The sequence below is a fragment of the Caballeronia sp. BR00000012568055 genome, from assembly GCF_029439455.1.
Lineage (GTDB): Bacteria > Pseudomonadota > Gammaproteobacteria > Burkholderiales > Burkholderiaceae > Caballeronia.
Window position 1 is genome coordinate 51148 of record NZ_JAQFVG010000268.1, and the last position, 15245, is coordinate 66392.

The window sequence follows — 15245 nt, forward strand, 5'->3', positions numbered from 1 at the left end:
GAGGATAAACCCTTACCCCCGCAAACATTTTCGTAAAAACACCCGACTAAAAAACAACAGGAATCCAAAATTTCCGGCTATTTATCAGACGAGATCGGTCATTTTCGATCTTTTGTGTAACTAAGCGAAAACGCACTTTCGTCGTACTGTAAGAGGGATACGGAGAATTTTGAGATAAATCACATGCGAATCCGAGAAAAGCCTGCTCACGATCGGTCAATTAAACCGAATATAAGTCGGCAATTTGATTTACGTGTGTCATTTACCCGTACAAATTACGCGGCGCACTGCTTTTAACTGAAGAAATGTCCGGTAATATTTCAACCGTGCGCACTAAGTTGTGGCCGAAATGACCGACTCGTTCTAAGGGGTGTGTTAGCAACATCGCTCACCCGATCGAAGCGCATCTCCGCCGCTCTCCAAACGAAATTCCGTCCGCAGGCGTTTTTACGCACTGCGTGGGACGAACTCATTCGAAATTTTCCGCCATGTCTTTGACCACAAAACAAATCCTGACCTCCGTTCCGTCGATGCACCGTCGCAAAATCCTCACTTCCGCCCTGGCCGGCCTCGGCGCGATGACGCTCGCCGCGTGCGGCGGCGACAGCAGCAGCGATCTGCCCGCATCCGTGGCCGATCGCGCCAAGCGCAAGGGCTCGTCCTCGACACCTGCATCGTCCACGACGGCCGCAAGCCCGCCGGCCGCAGCCAGCTCCACCACCGCCGCCAGTTCCGGCAACGAAACCGTCCTCACCGACACCTCGTTCGGCGTCAAAGGCGACGGCACCACCAATGACCGCGTCGCGCTTCAGAACGCCATCGACGGGTCCGTGGGCAAGGTGCTGCTGATTACCGGCAAGAGCCGTATCGACGTGAAGGGTCTGGATCTGCGCACCAATACGCATATCCGCTTCGCGACCGGCGCGTCGATCAAACTGCTCGCGCACAATTCGAGCAGCTACCAGATGATGCGTATCTGGGACGTGTCGAACGTGGTGGTGGAAAACGCGTATCTCGACGGCAGCAAGGAACTCAATTCCGCCACCAACAACCCGAACGGCGATGCCAACGGCGTCGGCTTCTCGATCTGCGGCGCATCGAACGTCACGCTGACGGCACCGACCACCATCAGCATGTGGGGCGATGGCATCTATCTCGCCAACTCGTGGTACACGGTCACGACGCCGCCGAGCAATGTCACGGTCACCAATCACGTCGCAAGCGGCTGCCGCCGTCAGGGCGTGTCGATCACCAGCGGCAAGAACATCACGTTCCAAAGCCCGAACTGGAGCAACATTTCCGGTTCGCTGCCGTGCGCGGGTCTCGATATCGAGCCGGACAACAACAATGCCGTGCTGCAGAACATCAGCATCGTCAGTCCGGTGACCAACAACTGCCAGTACGGCGTGCTGATCTATCTCGGGGCGCTCGCCGGTCCCAACGCGCAGAACATCTCGATCACCATCACGAATCATCACGATACCGGCGCGCGTCACGCGGGCATGGAAATCGGCGGCGGTTCGTGGAACGGCTACTCGGTGAAGGGCAATATCACCGTGACGTCGCCGACCTACACGAAAGCGGCTTACGGCTACGAGCTGGACACGTGGCAATCGGGCGGTCCGACGATCTCGGTCACCAACATCACGCAGAACTGAAGCCCCGCGCTTTAACGCTGTACCGAAGAACGGCCTCGCTTTCGTCACAACGAAGCGAGGCCTTTTTTTTCGATGGTCCGCGCGTGGCTGCCATGACGTGCACTGCCGCACATACCCGCCCGGCGAAGCCGCTTAGCATCACGTCTCTTTCTTCGAACGAATCCGCCTCGCGACAAGGCACACGCCAAATCCGGAAGGCGCGTCCAGAGACATCGCCTAATGAAATATCTGCAACGCTACGAACTGGGCGAGCTTCCGGGCAACGCACCGCGCGCGGTCCGCGTCCGCCTTTCGATGCTCGCCTTCATTGCGCTGGCCGCGCTCATTCTCGGCGTCATTTCCTTCGGCGACCGCAGTACGCTGCTCGATCAGGCCGATTACGTCACCTACTTCCGCGAAGCGTCCTGGAGCTGGTTCGTCGCGCTATGGGACCACAGCGCCAATCTGTTCGTCTTCGCCGTGAAGATGACGACCGAGGAAATCGGCTGGCGTTTGTGGGTGGTCACGTTGGCGTCGATGGGCTTCTCGCCGGAAGCGGGCGTGCGCATCACGGCTATCGCGCTCAATCTGCTGATGATCTTCGCGCTCAGCAAAACGCGCTGGCCGTTCTTCAGTCTGCTGTTGTGGGCTGTGCTGCCCTATGGTCTGGCGATTCTCGGCTTGTTCCAGATTCGCCAGGGCTTCGCGCTGGCCATTGCGATGTACTTCGCGCTGAATCGGCGGCAGCCGGTGCGCGGCGCACTGATCGCGAGCATCGTGCACACGACGTACTCCATTCCTGCCCTGTTCCTGGTCCTGACACATTTCGTCGGCAAGGCGAAGGCGATGAAGGGCGTCAGCGTGGTCACGATGGCGGCCGTAGGTATGTCGCTGGTTTCGGCGGTGCTGTTCACGCTGTACGGCGGCCGGCGTCTGAAGGCCTACGATCAGGTCGAAGCCTATACGCTGTTCAGCCTGATCGGTCTGGTGATCTATCTGCTGGTGCCCGCGATGGTGTTGTGGACGCGCAAGTTCCGCACCGCTCTCGACGATGCCGCCCGCGACGAAGTCACGCGTCAGCTTGCGACCATGCATATCGGTCTGCTGGTGTTTCTGATCGTGTCGTACTTCGTGTATCCGTTCGCGATCAGCCGGATTGGTTATTACGGAACGCTGATGATTCCGTTCCTGCTGCCGGAAGTGCGTCTGAAAAGCCGCGCGGTGTTCTATCTGAGCACCATAGTGATTATGGTGATGGTCTACGCCGTCGTGAAGAACTACCTCGACGGCAACTACAGCTACTTCATCGGCTAACTAGCAGTATCGATATCAACGGATGGTCTTCGGGTCGTTGACCACGATCTGCGGACCATCGCTGTCCTGCTCGTAACTGAGAAAGCCCTTTCCGCGCGGACGTTCCCAAACCGGCGCGACACTCGCGATCCGGCCGCGCACCGCGTGTCCCTTCAGACGCAATCCCGACACGCTGAACGCGGCTTCACGGCTCGCTTCATCGCGATGATTGGTGATTTCAATGCTCACCTGCTTCGGCACTGGCCCGGCAATCAGCTTCAGCCAGATCAGAATGCCGACCTGGCAATTGCGCGTGTAAGGGCTGACGATGCGGATATTTTCCAGCACGTTGGTGTTGTCGTCCGGTTCGATATCGAGTCCGGCCGCAGGCGCGGTGCCCTGAATATCGGTCCATACCGGATGATCGAACAGCACGTTTTTTGCGCTGATGATCGACACGCCCTGCCGTCTGCAGCCCGACGCGTGATGGTTCACCACCTTGATATTTTCGGCGTACGGGAGCTTGTGCACGTAGCTGCCCGCGAGATAGATGCCGTCGCCCCAGCAATTGACGGTCGTGGGATTGATCAGCGTGATATCGCTGCTCCCCACAATCGAAATGCCGATGCCGTTCTCGCCGCCGCGCGCCGAGTTCAGTTCCTTGCTGCCATCGACATTGGCGTTTTCGAGCGTCACGCGCTGCACGTCCCAGATGCGCAGCACTTGGTACGTGTCTTCGCTATGCGGCAAAAATTTGATCGATGCACCCGGCGCGAAACGAATGCGCGACCCGGTACGGCACGTCAGCCCGGTCACATCGACACGGCATCGGCCGGTAATCACGAGCGTCTTGCCGACACCCGCCGCGTTATCGATCGCGCGTTGCAGCGCCACGCGATCGTTCGTGATGCCGTCGCCTTTGACGCCGTACCACTTGTCGATTACTTCGTCGTCCGCAGCATCGGCGCGTGCGGACATCATCTCGACGCTCAAACCCAGTAACGCCGCCTTCAACACCGTCCGTCTGCGTGTCATCGCCGGTTACGCTTTCATCAATTGGTGATAGAGCGTTTCGAACTGCTCGCGCGACTGGACCATCGTGAAAGTCGAATAGATGCGCGCACGCGCGCGCAGGCCAAACGACTGGCGCGCTTCCGGCGCCATCTGCGCGAATTCGAGCAGGCCATCGGCGAGTGCTTTGGCGTCTTCCTTCGGCACCACGCGGCCCGTATCGCCGATCAGCATGGCGGCGTCGCCCACATCGGTGACGACGCAGGGCACGCCCATCGCCATCGCTTCACCGACGACATTCGGAAAACCCTCGGTGCGCGACGGCATGCAGAACACGTCGAGGCTCGCGAGACACACAGGCACATCGGTACGCTGGCCGAGCAGCACGAAGCGATCGGCACAACCGGTTTCGGCGATCCAACTCGCCAGCTCCGCGTTCTTCGCATCGAGTCCGCCGCCGATCATCACGAACACCGCATTGGGCACGCGCTTCGCGATGAGTCCCGCCGCGCGCACGAAGTTCTGATGATCCTTCGCCGGATGAAAACGCCCGAGACAACCGAACACCAAAGCATCGCTACCGAACGGATAAGTGTTGCGCAACGAAGCGACTTGTTCGGGCGCAGCGACCAGACGCGATACATCGAAACCATTGGGCACGACGACCATGCGCGACGAGTCGTAACCGACCGAGATATGCGAGCGCCGCGACGCCTCCGCCGCGCACACGATGCTCTTCGGCACGAAGTACGACATCCACGCGCACACCTTGGCGAGCGCGACGGTCAACCGCGTTCCCGCACTGCCGATATCCGTCGTGCGCACGCCCCAGATCACGCGCTTGTTCGCCGCCAGCCGCGCCGCGATGCCGCCGAGAAAGTCCGCGTGATACATCCACGTCTGCACGATATCGGGCTTCGCCGCACGAATCAGGCGCACGAGTTTCCAGATCACGCCGAACATGCCCGCCAGCGATTTCATGCCGAGCACATGCACTTCGATGCCGCGCGCCACCAGTTGATCGCCGATGCGTCCACGCGTGGTCAGCGAAATGACGGAATGCTGAAACCGCGCATCGCCCTCATGCGATTCGATGAGGCGTTGAAGCATGCGTTCGGCACCGTTCGAATCCAGTCCGGTAATGATATGAAGCAGTTTCATTTGGTTATTCCCCTAACGGCTCGAAACGGTGCATCGGCATGTTCGATTGATGCCTTGGATTAATACTTGAATAAAGGCCTGCAACTTGCTTAGCTATAAGCATCGGCATGCTGCAATCGGGCTGACCATTTATCGCCCCGTGTTAGCATTGGTCTGCTCAATACGCTCTCAACTTTCTGACGGCCACGAATCAGATGAATATTGTCGAAATCATCGCGATCGTCATTTTCTGCGGAATACTGCTGCTGGCTTTGGTGGCGGTATTCGATATCCTTTTCACGCCTGCCAGCGCGAGGGGCAAACGCCGCCCCGGTCTTCTGAAGCGCATGACCGCGTTTCTGGCCAAAAACAAATCCGCCGCGTCCGATCAGCGCCGCGAGCATTCCACGCGTCACTGAAATTCAGCTTGTCGTCTCCTGGCCGAAGCTCGGCCGCAATCCGACGGTTTCATCCGGAATCAATTCGTCGTAGATCGCCACGGTCTTGCTGACAACGATCGATTCATCGAACTCGTTCAGCGCTTTCTTGCGCGCCGTGAGTCCGAGTCGTCGCGCCAACGCGCGGTCATCGTCGAGCAGACGAATCGCATCGGCGAGTGCGACGCTGTCGCGCATCGGCACCAGCAAACCGTCTTCGCCATTTCGACTGACGACTTCGCGGCAACCCGGCGCGTCGGTCGTAATGACGGGCAATGCGCATGCGGCGGCTTCGATCAGCGTTGTCGGCAATCCTTCACCGTAATAGGTCGGAAGCACCACGGCATCGATCTTGGTCAGCAGTTTGGGCATGTCGCTGACATGACCGAGCCAGTCGATCAAGCCTTCGCGCACCCAGCCTTCGACCACGTCCCGCTTCACCGATGCGGGATTGCCCTCATCCGGCGATCCGGCCAGAAAGAACTGCACCGTGCGGTTTTCGCTTTTCATGCGGCGCGCGGCATCGACATATTCGGCAATGCCCTTTTCCCAGATCAATCGCGCGGCCAGCAAAATGCGCAACGGCGCTTTCGTTTCTACAGCGTCTGCCTCGCGGGGTACATAGCGGCGGCAATCCACGCCTGCACCTTTGATCAGCCTGAGCACGCTTTTATCGACGATATTCGCCTGCGTGAACACGTTCATGTTGTCGGTGTTCTGAAGAATCACCGCCGTGCGTTTGCCGCTGAACGCCATGCGCATGATGCGCACGACCACCGGCCGCAACATGCGCGCTTTCGACGATGCACTCGTGAACACATAGCCCATGCCATCGATCGAATTCACGCGCGGCTTCACGCCCGACAACTTCGCCGCCAGCGATCCATACACCGCGCCCTTGATCGTGAAGCCGTGCACGAGGTCCGGCTTTTCCTGCTTGAACAGACGTGCGAGCCACGAGACCAGCATCAGTTCGCGCCACGGATTCAGACTGCGGCGCGCCATCGGCACGGCGATCCAGCGAAAGCCGAACGCGCGCAAACGCTCGCTGTATTCGCCCTCGGGCGACAGCAGCAGCACGTCGTGTCCTTCATCGCGCAGCTTGCGCGCGAGGCCCATCCGGAAGTTGTAGAGATACCAGTCCGTATTGGCGAACAGGATGATCTTTCTTTTCGGCATTGTTTCTCCTGACCTGCACATTCATCGACGTCCGCGCTTTCATCGGCTCATGGCGCGCTTGACGCCGAGCCGCGCGAACAGTTCGTCCCACTGATGCAGCACGCGCTGCAAGGAATAGCGTTCGCGGATCGATTGCGCGGCGCGGCGGCCGTAGGCTTCGCTTTCGTGTTCATCGGCGAGCAGATCGCTGAGCGCGCGCGACAGCGATTGCGCATCGCCCGGCGGAAGCAGCACGCCGTCGCGGCCATCGCGCGTCAGTTCCTTCGGACCGCTGGGGCAATCGAAGGACACGCACGGCAGACCGAGCGCCATGCCTTCCATCAGCGCCATCGGCAAACCTTCGTAACGCGAGGACAGCACGAAGGCTTGCGAGCGCGCCATCTCGTCCCACGGCGTCGATGTTCGGCCCGGCAGAAACACACGCCCCGCAAGCGACCGGCTCGCAATCAGCGCCTCCAGCGATGCGCGCTCCGCGCCTTCGCCCCAGATCCACAGATCCCAGTCGGGAAACCGCGCGGCGAGCATCGAAAACGCATTGATCAAGACATCGAACTGTTTGAGTTCGTGCAGCCGGCCCAGCGCGATGATGCGTTTGCGACTGCCCGACTCGAGCGGCTGACGCTTCATCAGCAATAGTTCGTCGGGCACCGGATTGGGCAACACGACAAGATTCTTGATGCCCGGCACGCGCTTGCTGAACGCGGCGGTGACGTCCTGCGTCAGCAGCGTGACCGCGTTCGCCTTCGGATAGACCAGACGGCATAGCAGACGCCAGAACGCCGAGCGTCCATCGGCCAGCGGATTGCTGTGCTCGGACGCGACATGCGGCACGCCCAGCCCGCGCGATGCGACGATCGTCGAAATATTCACGCTGGTCAGGAACGAGACGATCACATCGGGCTTTGTCTCGCGCACCAGCGCACGAAACGCCTTGAAACGCGCGATATACGATGCAATGCCCTTTTTGGCGCCCGACACACGGTCCGCGAGATACACGAGCTTCACGTTCTCGGCCAGCGGAAAAAAGCACTCGCCGCGACCGGAGAAAGTGGCGACCAGCGTAACGGAGTCGCCGCGCGCGGCCCACGCATTCACCAAGGTCGAAGCGACGCGTTCGGCACCGCCGCTTTGCATCGAATTGACCGCCAGGATGATCTTCATTGCAACGTGACGAATAAGTTCAGGTTTCTGCTCAGCTCACCGAATCAGCGGGCTGGCGAAGGTTGGTGTTGCGTTCATCGAAGACGTCCCGCCACATGGCGAGCACCTTCTGCGTCGAAAACATCTGCTTCACGCCCGGCGCGTTCGATGCCAGCTTCGCGCGCAAGGCGTCGTCGGTCATCAGCGTGTGCAGCGATTGCGCGAGCTTGCCGACATCGCCGACCGGACTCACCAGCAGGCCGTTATGACCGTGCTGGATGATGTCGCGCGGACCGCAGTCGCAGTCGTAGCTGATCGATGCAACGCCACAGGCCATCGCTTCGACCAGCGTCATGCCGAAGCCTTCGAAGCGCGAACTGAGCACGTACAGATCGCTGCGTTCGTACCAGTCGGTGACGTTGCCGACTTGTCCCGGCAAGAACACGCGCCCTTCCAGTCCGAGATCGGCGCGGCGCTTTTCGAGTGCTTTGCGATCGCTGCCTTCACCGATGATCACGAGGTCCCAATCCGGCGACTGCGCCGCGACTTGCGCGAACGCATCGATCAGATAATCGAAGCCCTTTTGATCTTCCAGACGTCCCGCGCCGAGCATCACGCGACGTCCTGCTTTTACGATGCTGTCAGGACGCACGATCGGTTCGGACACCGGAATGGGCAACGCTACCCAATTCGGTATGACTTTTACGTTCGACGCATGACAGTTCACCTCAATCCATTTGCGGCTTTCTTCGGTGAGCGCGACGACGGTATCGGCCATCGGATACGAATAGCGGCGCACCACGTCCCATAAGCGGCCGATAGGCAGCATCGGCGGATGAATGTGTTCGGTCGCGACCATCTTGCCGCGCAGTCCGATGCCCGCGAGAATCGACCAGATCGATGCCGTCGATTGAATGCCCAACACCACGTCCGGCCGATACGCGCGAATCACTCGGCGCAACGCCAGAATCCGCCGCACGTTCGCCACGATGCCGCTGATCGGACCGCCCGCTTCACCGGCGAGATCGAGCGCGAATCGCGCGATACCGTCTTCGAGCGTGTAGAAGTCCGTCTTGCGCGAGGTGATCGTCGCCACGCCCACGTCGTATCCGAGCGCTTTCCATTCGCTCGACAGATTCGCCACCACGCGCTCGGCCCCGCCGTGCTGGAGGGAATAGATGACCATCAGAATCTTCATTGCGTAGTCGCTTTTTTATTCGATGTACCGGACATCGCCAGATAGAGGTAACAGCCCAGCGCCCATGCGCTGACGACGCCCGTGGACAGCAACACGCCCGCGACATCGAACCATTTGACGAACAGGTAATTGCAGAGCGCCTTGATGACGAAGTTCAGCGCGGCGACCACGGCCATCGCGGTGTATCGGCCCTGGCTGGCGAGCAATTGCACCAGCACCAGCACGGCGAAATAGAACGGCACCTGCACGAGTCCCCAGCGGCACAGATTGGCGACCGTCGCGGTGTTTTCCGCGCTGAACGCGCCGTGCTGGAACAACAGGCGCACGGCCAACGGCATCAGCAGCCACGCGAACACCACGGCTACCGCGCCGATGCCGAGCATCAGCAGCGACCACATCAGCGCCGTGCGTCGCGCGCGATGCGGATCGCCCGTGCTGAGCACCTCCGAGAGCACCGGCAGCGTCGCGCGGCTGATTGCGAGCGCGCCCATGCCGAGGATCAGCGCGAGCACGCGATTCGCATAGCCGAGCGCGGCGATCGAGCCATCGCCGAGACCGGCGACGAAGTACTGATCGAGCGGCGCGCTGAAGCTCATGATGAACTGGCCGATCATGAACACGCCGATCGCGCCATACATGCGCTTCCATTGCGGCGCGCGCAGCGAGAAGCGGATCGACAAGGGAATGTGATCGGCCTTGCTCGACAGCACGGCGAGCACCACCGCCTGAACCAGAAAGCCGAGCGTGGTGCCCCAGATCAGCGCCGCCGATGCGCGGCCATTGGTCCACAGCAGCACGAAGCACAACAGCACCAGCGCGGGCACGCATTCGAGCAGCGTATTGACGTGACGCTCGCGCGCCTGCAAACGCGCCGCGTGCACGCAGATGGTCAGCATCAAGATGCCGATCGGCGCCATGCCGAACATCATCTTGCCGGACAGTTCGCGGGTTTCATCGGACAGACGGCCCGCCATGAAATGCAGCACGAAGGGCCAGCAGACCCACAGCACGATCGCAAACACGAAACCGACTGCGATCGCCATCGTCTCCAGTTCGCCCAGGAAAAGCTTCTGCTCTTCCTTCGGCTGACGACGCAAATCGACTAACGCGGGAATCAGCACGCTGCTCAGCACGGCCACCAGCGTGACCGGCAGCCACGACACCAGCGTCACGGTGAGCTGATACGCATCGACGACATGATTCACGCCGAAGCGATACGCAATCGCCATTTCCTTGAATGCGCCCGCGCACTTGCCGATCAGCACGAACAGCGACAGCCGTATCGCGCTGCGCGCGATACGAACGTGGTCAGGGTGGATTTGCAGCAGACGAGTGCGCCACCCGGCTAATTGGTATTTCAACGCAGTCATCCTTGCGAGCTGGATTGCGAGCTGGAAATGGGAGCCGTCACGCGTTCAACGCGCTGCGCTCAGCGATAAAGCGGATATACCAGGGCATGGCCTGACGCAGCCCTTCGCCGAGCGCGATCTTCTGGCCGTAACCCAGCAAGCGTTCGGCTTTATCGACATTGGCCTGCGAATGACGCACATCGCCGGCGCGCGTGGGCGTGTAGACCGGACGCACGTCGCTGTTCACGCCGTTTTCCGCGAGCGTCGAAACGAGGCGTTCGAACAGTTGATTCAGCGTCGTGCGATCACCGACCGCGACGTTGTAGACCTCGTTGCGCGCGTTGTCTTCGGCCATCGCGGCGAGCAGGTTCATCTGCACGACGTTATCGATAAAGCAGAAGTCGCGGCTGGTTTCGCCGTCGCCGTGAATCAGCACGTCCTTGTTCTGGATCAGCGCGGCGGTCCACTTCGGGATCACGGCGGCATACGCGCCGTCCGGGTCCTGACGCTTGCCGAACACGTTGAAGTAACGCAGGCCGATGGTCGAAAAACCATACGTGCGCGCGAACACGCCCGCGTAGAGTTCGTTGACGTACTTGGTCACCGCGTAAGGCGACAGCGGCGAACCGATGCGTTCTTCCACCTTCGGCAAACCCGGATGATCGCCATACGTCGATGAAGACGCCGCGTATGTGAAGCTCTTTACTTCGGCATCGCGCGAGGCGACCAGCATGTTCAGAAAGCCGCTGATATTCACATCGTGCGTGGCGATCGGATCGGCGACGGAACGCGGCACCGAACCCAGCGCCGCTTCGTGCAGCACGCGATCCACGCCCTTCACCGCCGCGCGGCATGTATCGAGATTGCGGATATCGCCTTCGATGAATTCGAAACGCGCCCATTGCGCGGGTTCCACCGAGCGCTGAACCTCGTCGAGATTGCGCCGGTGGCCCGTCGAGAAGTTATCCAGCCCGACCACCTTCTGGCCGAGCTTCAACAGCGCTTCGAGCAGATTCGAGCCGATAAACCCGGCCACACCCGTGACGAGCCACGTTTGCGGTTGTTGCCGGAGTTGATGGCGAATCAGGTCGTATCTGTCGGTCATGCGGTCACCTCGTGCCTTGCTCGTCGTAGCTTCGTTCACAGACGCAGATCGCTTTCCGCGCCCGAGAACACGTATTTCAGGTCGTACAGAACGTGCGAATCCTTGCCCAGTTCGCGCAGTGCGCCCGCGCCCATATCGGCGAATTCCTTGTGCGCAACCGCGACCACCACCGCGTCGTACGCACCCTTTTGCGGCGCGTCGATCGGCAGGAAACCGTATTCGTGCTGCGCTTCTTCCTTCGAGACCCACGGATCGTAGACATCGACATTCACGCCGTAGTCCTTCAGTTCCGTGATGATGTCCGTGACCTTGGTGTTGCGCAGGTCCGGGCAGTTTTCCTTGAAGGTCAGACCCATGATCAGCACGCGCGCGCCCGGAATATGAATCTGGCGGCGCGTCATGGCCTTGATCAGTTGCGCGACGACATGGCTGCCCATGCTGTCGTTCAGGCGACGTCCCGCCAGAATGATTTCCGGGTGATAGCCGATCGCCGCTGCCTTGTGCGTCAGATAGAACGGGTCCACGCCAATGCAGTGACCGCCCACCAGACCCGGACGGAACGGCAGGAAGTTCCATTTGGTGCCCGCCGCCAGCAGCACTTCTTCCGTGTCGATATCCATCTTGTTGAAGATGATCGACAGTTCGTTCACCAACGCAATGTTCACATCGCGCTGTGTGTTTTCGATGACCTTCGCCGCTTCCGCCACGCGAATGCTGCTCGCCTTGTACGTGCCCGCCGTGATGATCTCGGCGTAGAGCGCGTCCACCTTGTCGGCGATTTCCGGCGTCGAGCCGGACGTCACCTTCTTGATGTCCGTCACGCGATGCTTCTTGTCGCCCGGATTGATCCGCTCGGGGCTGTAGCCCGCGAAGAAATCGACGTTGAACTTGAGGCCCGAGCGGCGCTCCAGCACCGGCACGCATTCCTCTTCGGTCGCGCCCGGATAGACAGTCGATTCGTAGATGACGATATCGCCCTTCTTGAGCACGCTGCCGATGGCTTCGCTCGCGGAGATCAGCGGCGACAGATCGGGACGCTTGTAGACGTCGATCGGCGTCGGCACCGTGGCGATAAAGACATTGCAATCGGCGATATCGGCGATATTCGACGTGTATTGCATGCCGGTGGCTTGCGCCAGTTCTTCGTCGCTCACTTCGAGCGTGACGTCGCGGCCTTCGCGCAGCGCGTTGATACGCGAGCTTTTGATATCGAAGCCGACGACCGGAAAGCGCTTGCTGAATTCCACCGCCAGCGGCAGGCCGACATAGCCCAGACCCACAACGGCGATTTTGATGTCAGATAACGTGGACACGAAAACTCCCCAGGATTTTTTATTCAGAACGACGATGGCGCGCGCCATCGTCCGTAGTCTTGTATTTGCTCGTGCTTTACTCGTTCGACTCGTAGCCGTGCGCGACATACGAGTAGTTGCCGTAGCGGCCGATCGAGCTGTAGCCCATGGCGTTCGCTTCGTAGCCGTTCAGCAGCACGCCGTTCACGCTCGTGCCGATCTGCTCGAAGCGACGCACGGACTCGTTGATGTCCTGCGTGCGCGTGTCGCCGTAGCGTGCGACCAGGAACACGGAACCCGCGACCGGCGCGATGATCCCGGCATCGGATACGGCGAGCACGGCGGGTGCATCGAGCAGGACGATGTCGTAATTGCCCGACACTTCGTCCATCAGCGACTTGAAGCCGTCGCGCAGCAGCAGTTCGGCCGGATTGCCCGGATACGCGCCCGTCGAAATGAAGTCGAGATTCGGCATCACTTCTTTATGCAGGCTCTTTTCGAGCGAACCGGTGCCGTCGAGAATGTCGGCAAGACCCGGACCGCGCGGCAGATCGAAGTACGCATTCAGACGTCCGCGACGCAGATCGCTATCGACCAGCAGCACGCGCTTGCCGCCTGCGGCCATCATCGTGGCCAGATTCACGGACACGAACGACTTGCCGATGCCCGGCAGCGGACCGCCCAGCATCACGATGTTGTTGCGCGCGCCGGTCATGGCGAACTGCAGCGACGAACGCAGCATGCGCAGGCTTTCGACCGTCGGGTCCTTCGGATGATGCGCGGCCAGCACGTTCTGTCCCGGCACGCTGCTGCCGATACGCGCTTCCAGTTCGCGTTGACGCGCGCTGAGCGGAATCGTCGCGAACACGGCGAGGCCGGTGCCGACTTCGAGTTCATGCGGATCGGTGACGCCGCGGAACAGGAAGTCGCGCAGCAAAGCGAGCGCCGAACCGAACAGCAGACCGATCACACCGGCGATCAGCAGGATCATCGCTTTGGCGGGCTTGACGGGACGCTCGGGCACATCGGCCTGATCGATCCACTGCACCGAACTGACCTTGCCCGCCTTGATGAGGCGAAGCTCATCGACGTTCTTGCGCATCGCCGTGTACAGATCGGTGTTGACGCGCACGTCGCGGGCGAGGCCCAGCGCGCCCTGTTCTTCCGACGGAAGCGCCTTGGTGCGATCCGTCAGGTCGCCAATAAACTTCTTGGTCGATGCAATCTGCTGCGTCAGCGCCAGCACTTGCGGGTGATTCGGCGCGTACAGCGCGGAGAGTTCCTGACGCTTGCGTTCCAGATCGAGCAACTGGCCGTTGGCCGTCACGCTCTGCTGAAGCATCAGCTTGCCTTGCTCGCTCAGATCGAGCATGGCGTGCTGATCGCGATAATCGTTATAGGCGTGCTCGCTCGCTTCCATCTGCGCCTTCGCTTCCGGCAGACGCGATTCGAGAAACTCCAGCGAGTTATCGGCGATGGCGGTCTTGCGTGCGCCGTTCAGTTGCACGTATTGCTGACCGACCATGTTGATGGTCTTGCTCAGGCGCACGGGGTCGGTGCCATCGAGCGAAACCTTGAACACGCCCGACTTCGCGCCTTGTTCCGAGATCAGCAGATGCTTTTGCAGATCGGTGATGGTGTCCTGACGCGAACGATGCGTCACGGCGAAACCCACGCCCGGCAGACCGTTGATCTTGTCCACATGCAGCGTGATGTTGCCTTCCGATGTCGGGAACTGTTCGGTGACGCCCACACGGCCATGCACCGGCGCATCGAGACCACGGCCCGTCAGCGTGTACTTGCCATCGCCGTCGGCGGTCAGGCTATAGGCCGCGCCGTTCATGCGCTCCGGCACGTCGAAGTCGGAGACCTGGATCGATTCGGTGCCCCACGCGTAGTTGCCGTAGCCGAACAGTCCGGGCGTCGAGAGGTCGTCGCTGTGGCGCGCGAAGAAACCGCCGATCAGCGGCATGTAATGCGGGCGCGCTTCGATGTAGAGCTTGAGCGCGTCGACCGTGCCGGCCGCGATGGCCTTCGATGCGACCACCTGCATTTCGGCTTCGGCGGACGCTTTCTCATCGAACAGGGAAGAGACGCTGCGCAACAGGTCGCGATTGTCCGATGACGACGCCACGCCATTCGAATCTTCCACTTTGAACAAAATGGAAGATGAATAAACCGGAGTTGAAAGAAATGCATATGCCGCGCCGAGCAATACGATTACGACCGTGGTAATCGCAATAAGCCAGCGGTGCGAGACGAGCGCGCCGATAATGGACCATAAGTCCAGGTCTTCGCCTATCCGGCTTTTCGAATGCGACGTTTGGGCGCTCTTGTTCATCAAAGATCCGCTGGAGTAATTCATTTGGCGATCATTCCCGTACAAACCGGCCGTTTTATTAGCTTTAGAAGTGTCAGAGGCTTGAATCAAGCATCTTCATCGCGATGCCATAATCGGCTGGCA

The 15245-nt window shown here is 60.4% G+C and carries 12 protein-coding genes; 2 read left to right on the forward strand and 10 right to left on the reverse strand.

Annotated elements, in window-relative coordinates:
• Positions 1-530: 530 nt before the first annotated feature.
• Both P7F28_RS15855 and P7F28_RS15860 read left to right on the forward strand, forming a co-directional pair.
• The gene (locus P7F28_RS15855; RefSeq protein ID WP_277185464.1) at positions 531-1658 is read left to right on the forward strand and encodes a hypothetical protein; all 1128 of its coding nucleotides are present in this window, start codon (positions 531-533) and stop codon (positions 1656-1658) included.
• Positions 1659-1877: 219 nt separating this feature from the next.
• Entirely contained in the window at positions 1878-2951 is a 1074-nt protein-coding gene (locus tag P7F28_RS15860; RefSeq protein WP_277185465.1) for an EpsG family protein, read from the forward strand.
• 15 nt (positions 2952-2966) lie between these two features.
• Here P7F28_RS15860 and P7F28_RS15865 read toward each other — a convergent pair whose 3' ends face one another.
• From P7F28_RS15865 to P7F28_RS15910, 10 genes are all read right to left on the reverse strand, one after another.
• Entirely contained in the window at positions 2967-3965 is a 999-nt protein-coding gene (locus P7F28_RS15865) for a right-handed parallel beta-helix repeat-containing protein (RefSeq protein ID WP_277185466.1), read from the reverse strand.
• A gap of 6 nt (positions 3966-3971) precedes the next feature.
• Positions 3972-5102, reverse strand: a complete 1131-nt coding sequence (locus P7F28_RS15870; protein ID WP_277185467.1) for a glycosyltransferase — start codon at positions 5100-5102, stop codon at positions 3972-3974.
• An 89-nt stretch (positions 5103-5191) separates the two neighbouring features.
• Positions 5192-5485: a hypothetical protein gene (locus P7F28_RS15875; RefSeq protein WP_277185468.1), complete on the reverse strand. Its 294-nt coding sequence runs from the start codon at positions 5483-5485 to the stop codon at positions 5192-5194.
• A gap of 18 nt (positions 5486-5503) precedes the next feature.
• Positions 5504-6697 carry a glycosyltransferase family 4 protein gene (locus P7F28_RS15880; RefSeq protein ID WP_277185469.1) on the reverse strand — a complete coding sequence of 398 codons (1194 nt, stop codon included), beginning with the start codon at positions 6695-6697 and terminating at the stop codon, positions 5504-5506.
• Between the two features lie 39 nt (positions 6698-6736).
• Positions 6737-7858, reverse strand: coding sequence for a glycosyltransferase family 4 protein (locus P7F28_RS15885; protein ID WP_277185470.1), 1122 nt, complete (start codon positions 7856-7858; stop codon positions 6737-6739).
• A gap of 31 nt (positions 7859-7889) precedes the next feature.
• Positions 7890-9035: a glycosyltransferase family 4 protein gene (locus P7F28_RS15890; protein WP_277185471.1), complete on the reverse strand. Its 1146-nt coding sequence runs from the start codon at positions 9033-9035 to the stop codon at positions 7890-7892.
• The gene (murJ, locus tag P7F28_RS15895; RefSeq protein ID WP_370467332.1) at positions 9032-10396 is read right to left on the reverse strand and encodes a murein biosynthesis integral membrane protein MurJ; all 1365 of its coding nucleotides are present in this window, start codon (positions 10394-10396) and stop codon (positions 9032-9034) included. Before murJ ends, P7F28_RS15890 begins: the two co-directional genes overlap by 4 nt.
• 46 nt (positions 10397-10442) lie before the next feature.
• Positions 10443-11489, reverse strand: coding sequence for an SDR family oxidoreductase (locus P7F28_RS15900; RefSeq protein ID WP_277185473.1), 1047 nt, complete (start codon positions 11487-11489; stop codon positions 10443-10445).
• A gap of 35 nt (positions 11490-11524) precedes the next feature.
• A complete protein-coding gene (gene tviB / locus P7F28_RS15905; RefSeq protein ID WP_277185474.1) occupies positions 11525-12802 on the reverse strand; it encodes a Vi polysaccharide biosynthesis UDP-N-acetylglucosamine C-6 dehydrogenase TviB in 1278 nt (425 codons plus the stop codon).
• 76 nt (positions 12803-12878) lie between these two features.
• Complete coding sequence (locus P7F28_RS15910; RefSeq protein ID WP_277185475.1) at positions 12879-15122, reverse strand: polysaccharide biosynthesis tyrosine autokinase; 2244 nt, start codon at positions 15120-15122, stop codon at positions 12879-12881.
• Positions 15123-15245 lie beyond the last annotated feature (123 nt).

Bases quoted from the DNA above. Each gene is read 5' to 3' on its own strand.
- P7F28_RS15890 (WP_277185471.1), bottom strand. From the start codon at position 9,035: ATGAAGATTCTGATGGTCATCTATTCCCTCCAGCACGGCGGGGCCGAG.
- P7F28_RS15875 (WP_277185468.1), bottom strand. From the start codon at position 5,485: ATGCTCGCGGCGCTGATCGGACGCGGCGGATTTGTTTTTGGCCAGAAA.
- P7F28_RS15885 (WP_277185470.1), bottom strand. From the start codon at position 7,858: ATGAAGATCATCCTGGCGGTCAATTCGATGCAAAGCGGCGGTGCCGAA.
- P7F28_RS15860 (WP_277185465.1), top strand. From the start codon at position 1,878: ATGAAATATCTGCAACGCTACGAACTGGGCGAGCTTCCGGGCAACGCA.
- P7F28_RS15865 (WP_277185466.1), bottom strand. From the start codon at position 3,965: ATGACACGCAGACGGACGGTGTTGAAGGCGGCGTTACTGGGTTTGAGC.
- P7F28_RS15855 (WP_277185464.1), top strand. From the start codon at position 531: ATGCACCGTCGCAAAATCCTCACTTCCGCCCTGGCCGGCCTCGGCGCG.
- P7F28_RS15910 (WP_277185475.1), bottom strand. From the start codon at position 15,122: ATGAACAAGAGCGCCCAAACGTCGCATTCGAAAAGCCGGATAGGCGAA.
- P7F28_RS15900 (WP_277185473.1), bottom strand. From the start codon at position 11,489: ATGACCGACAGATACGACCTGATTCGCCATCAACTCCGGCAACAACCG.
- P7F28_RS15870 (WP_277185467.1), bottom strand. From the start codon at position 5,102: ATGAAACTGCTTCATATCATTACCGGACTGGATTCGAACGGTGCCGAA.
- P7F28_RS15880 (WP_277185469.1), bottom strand. From the start codon at position 6,697: ATGCCGAAAAGAAAGATCATCCTGTTCGCCAATACGGACTGGTATCTC.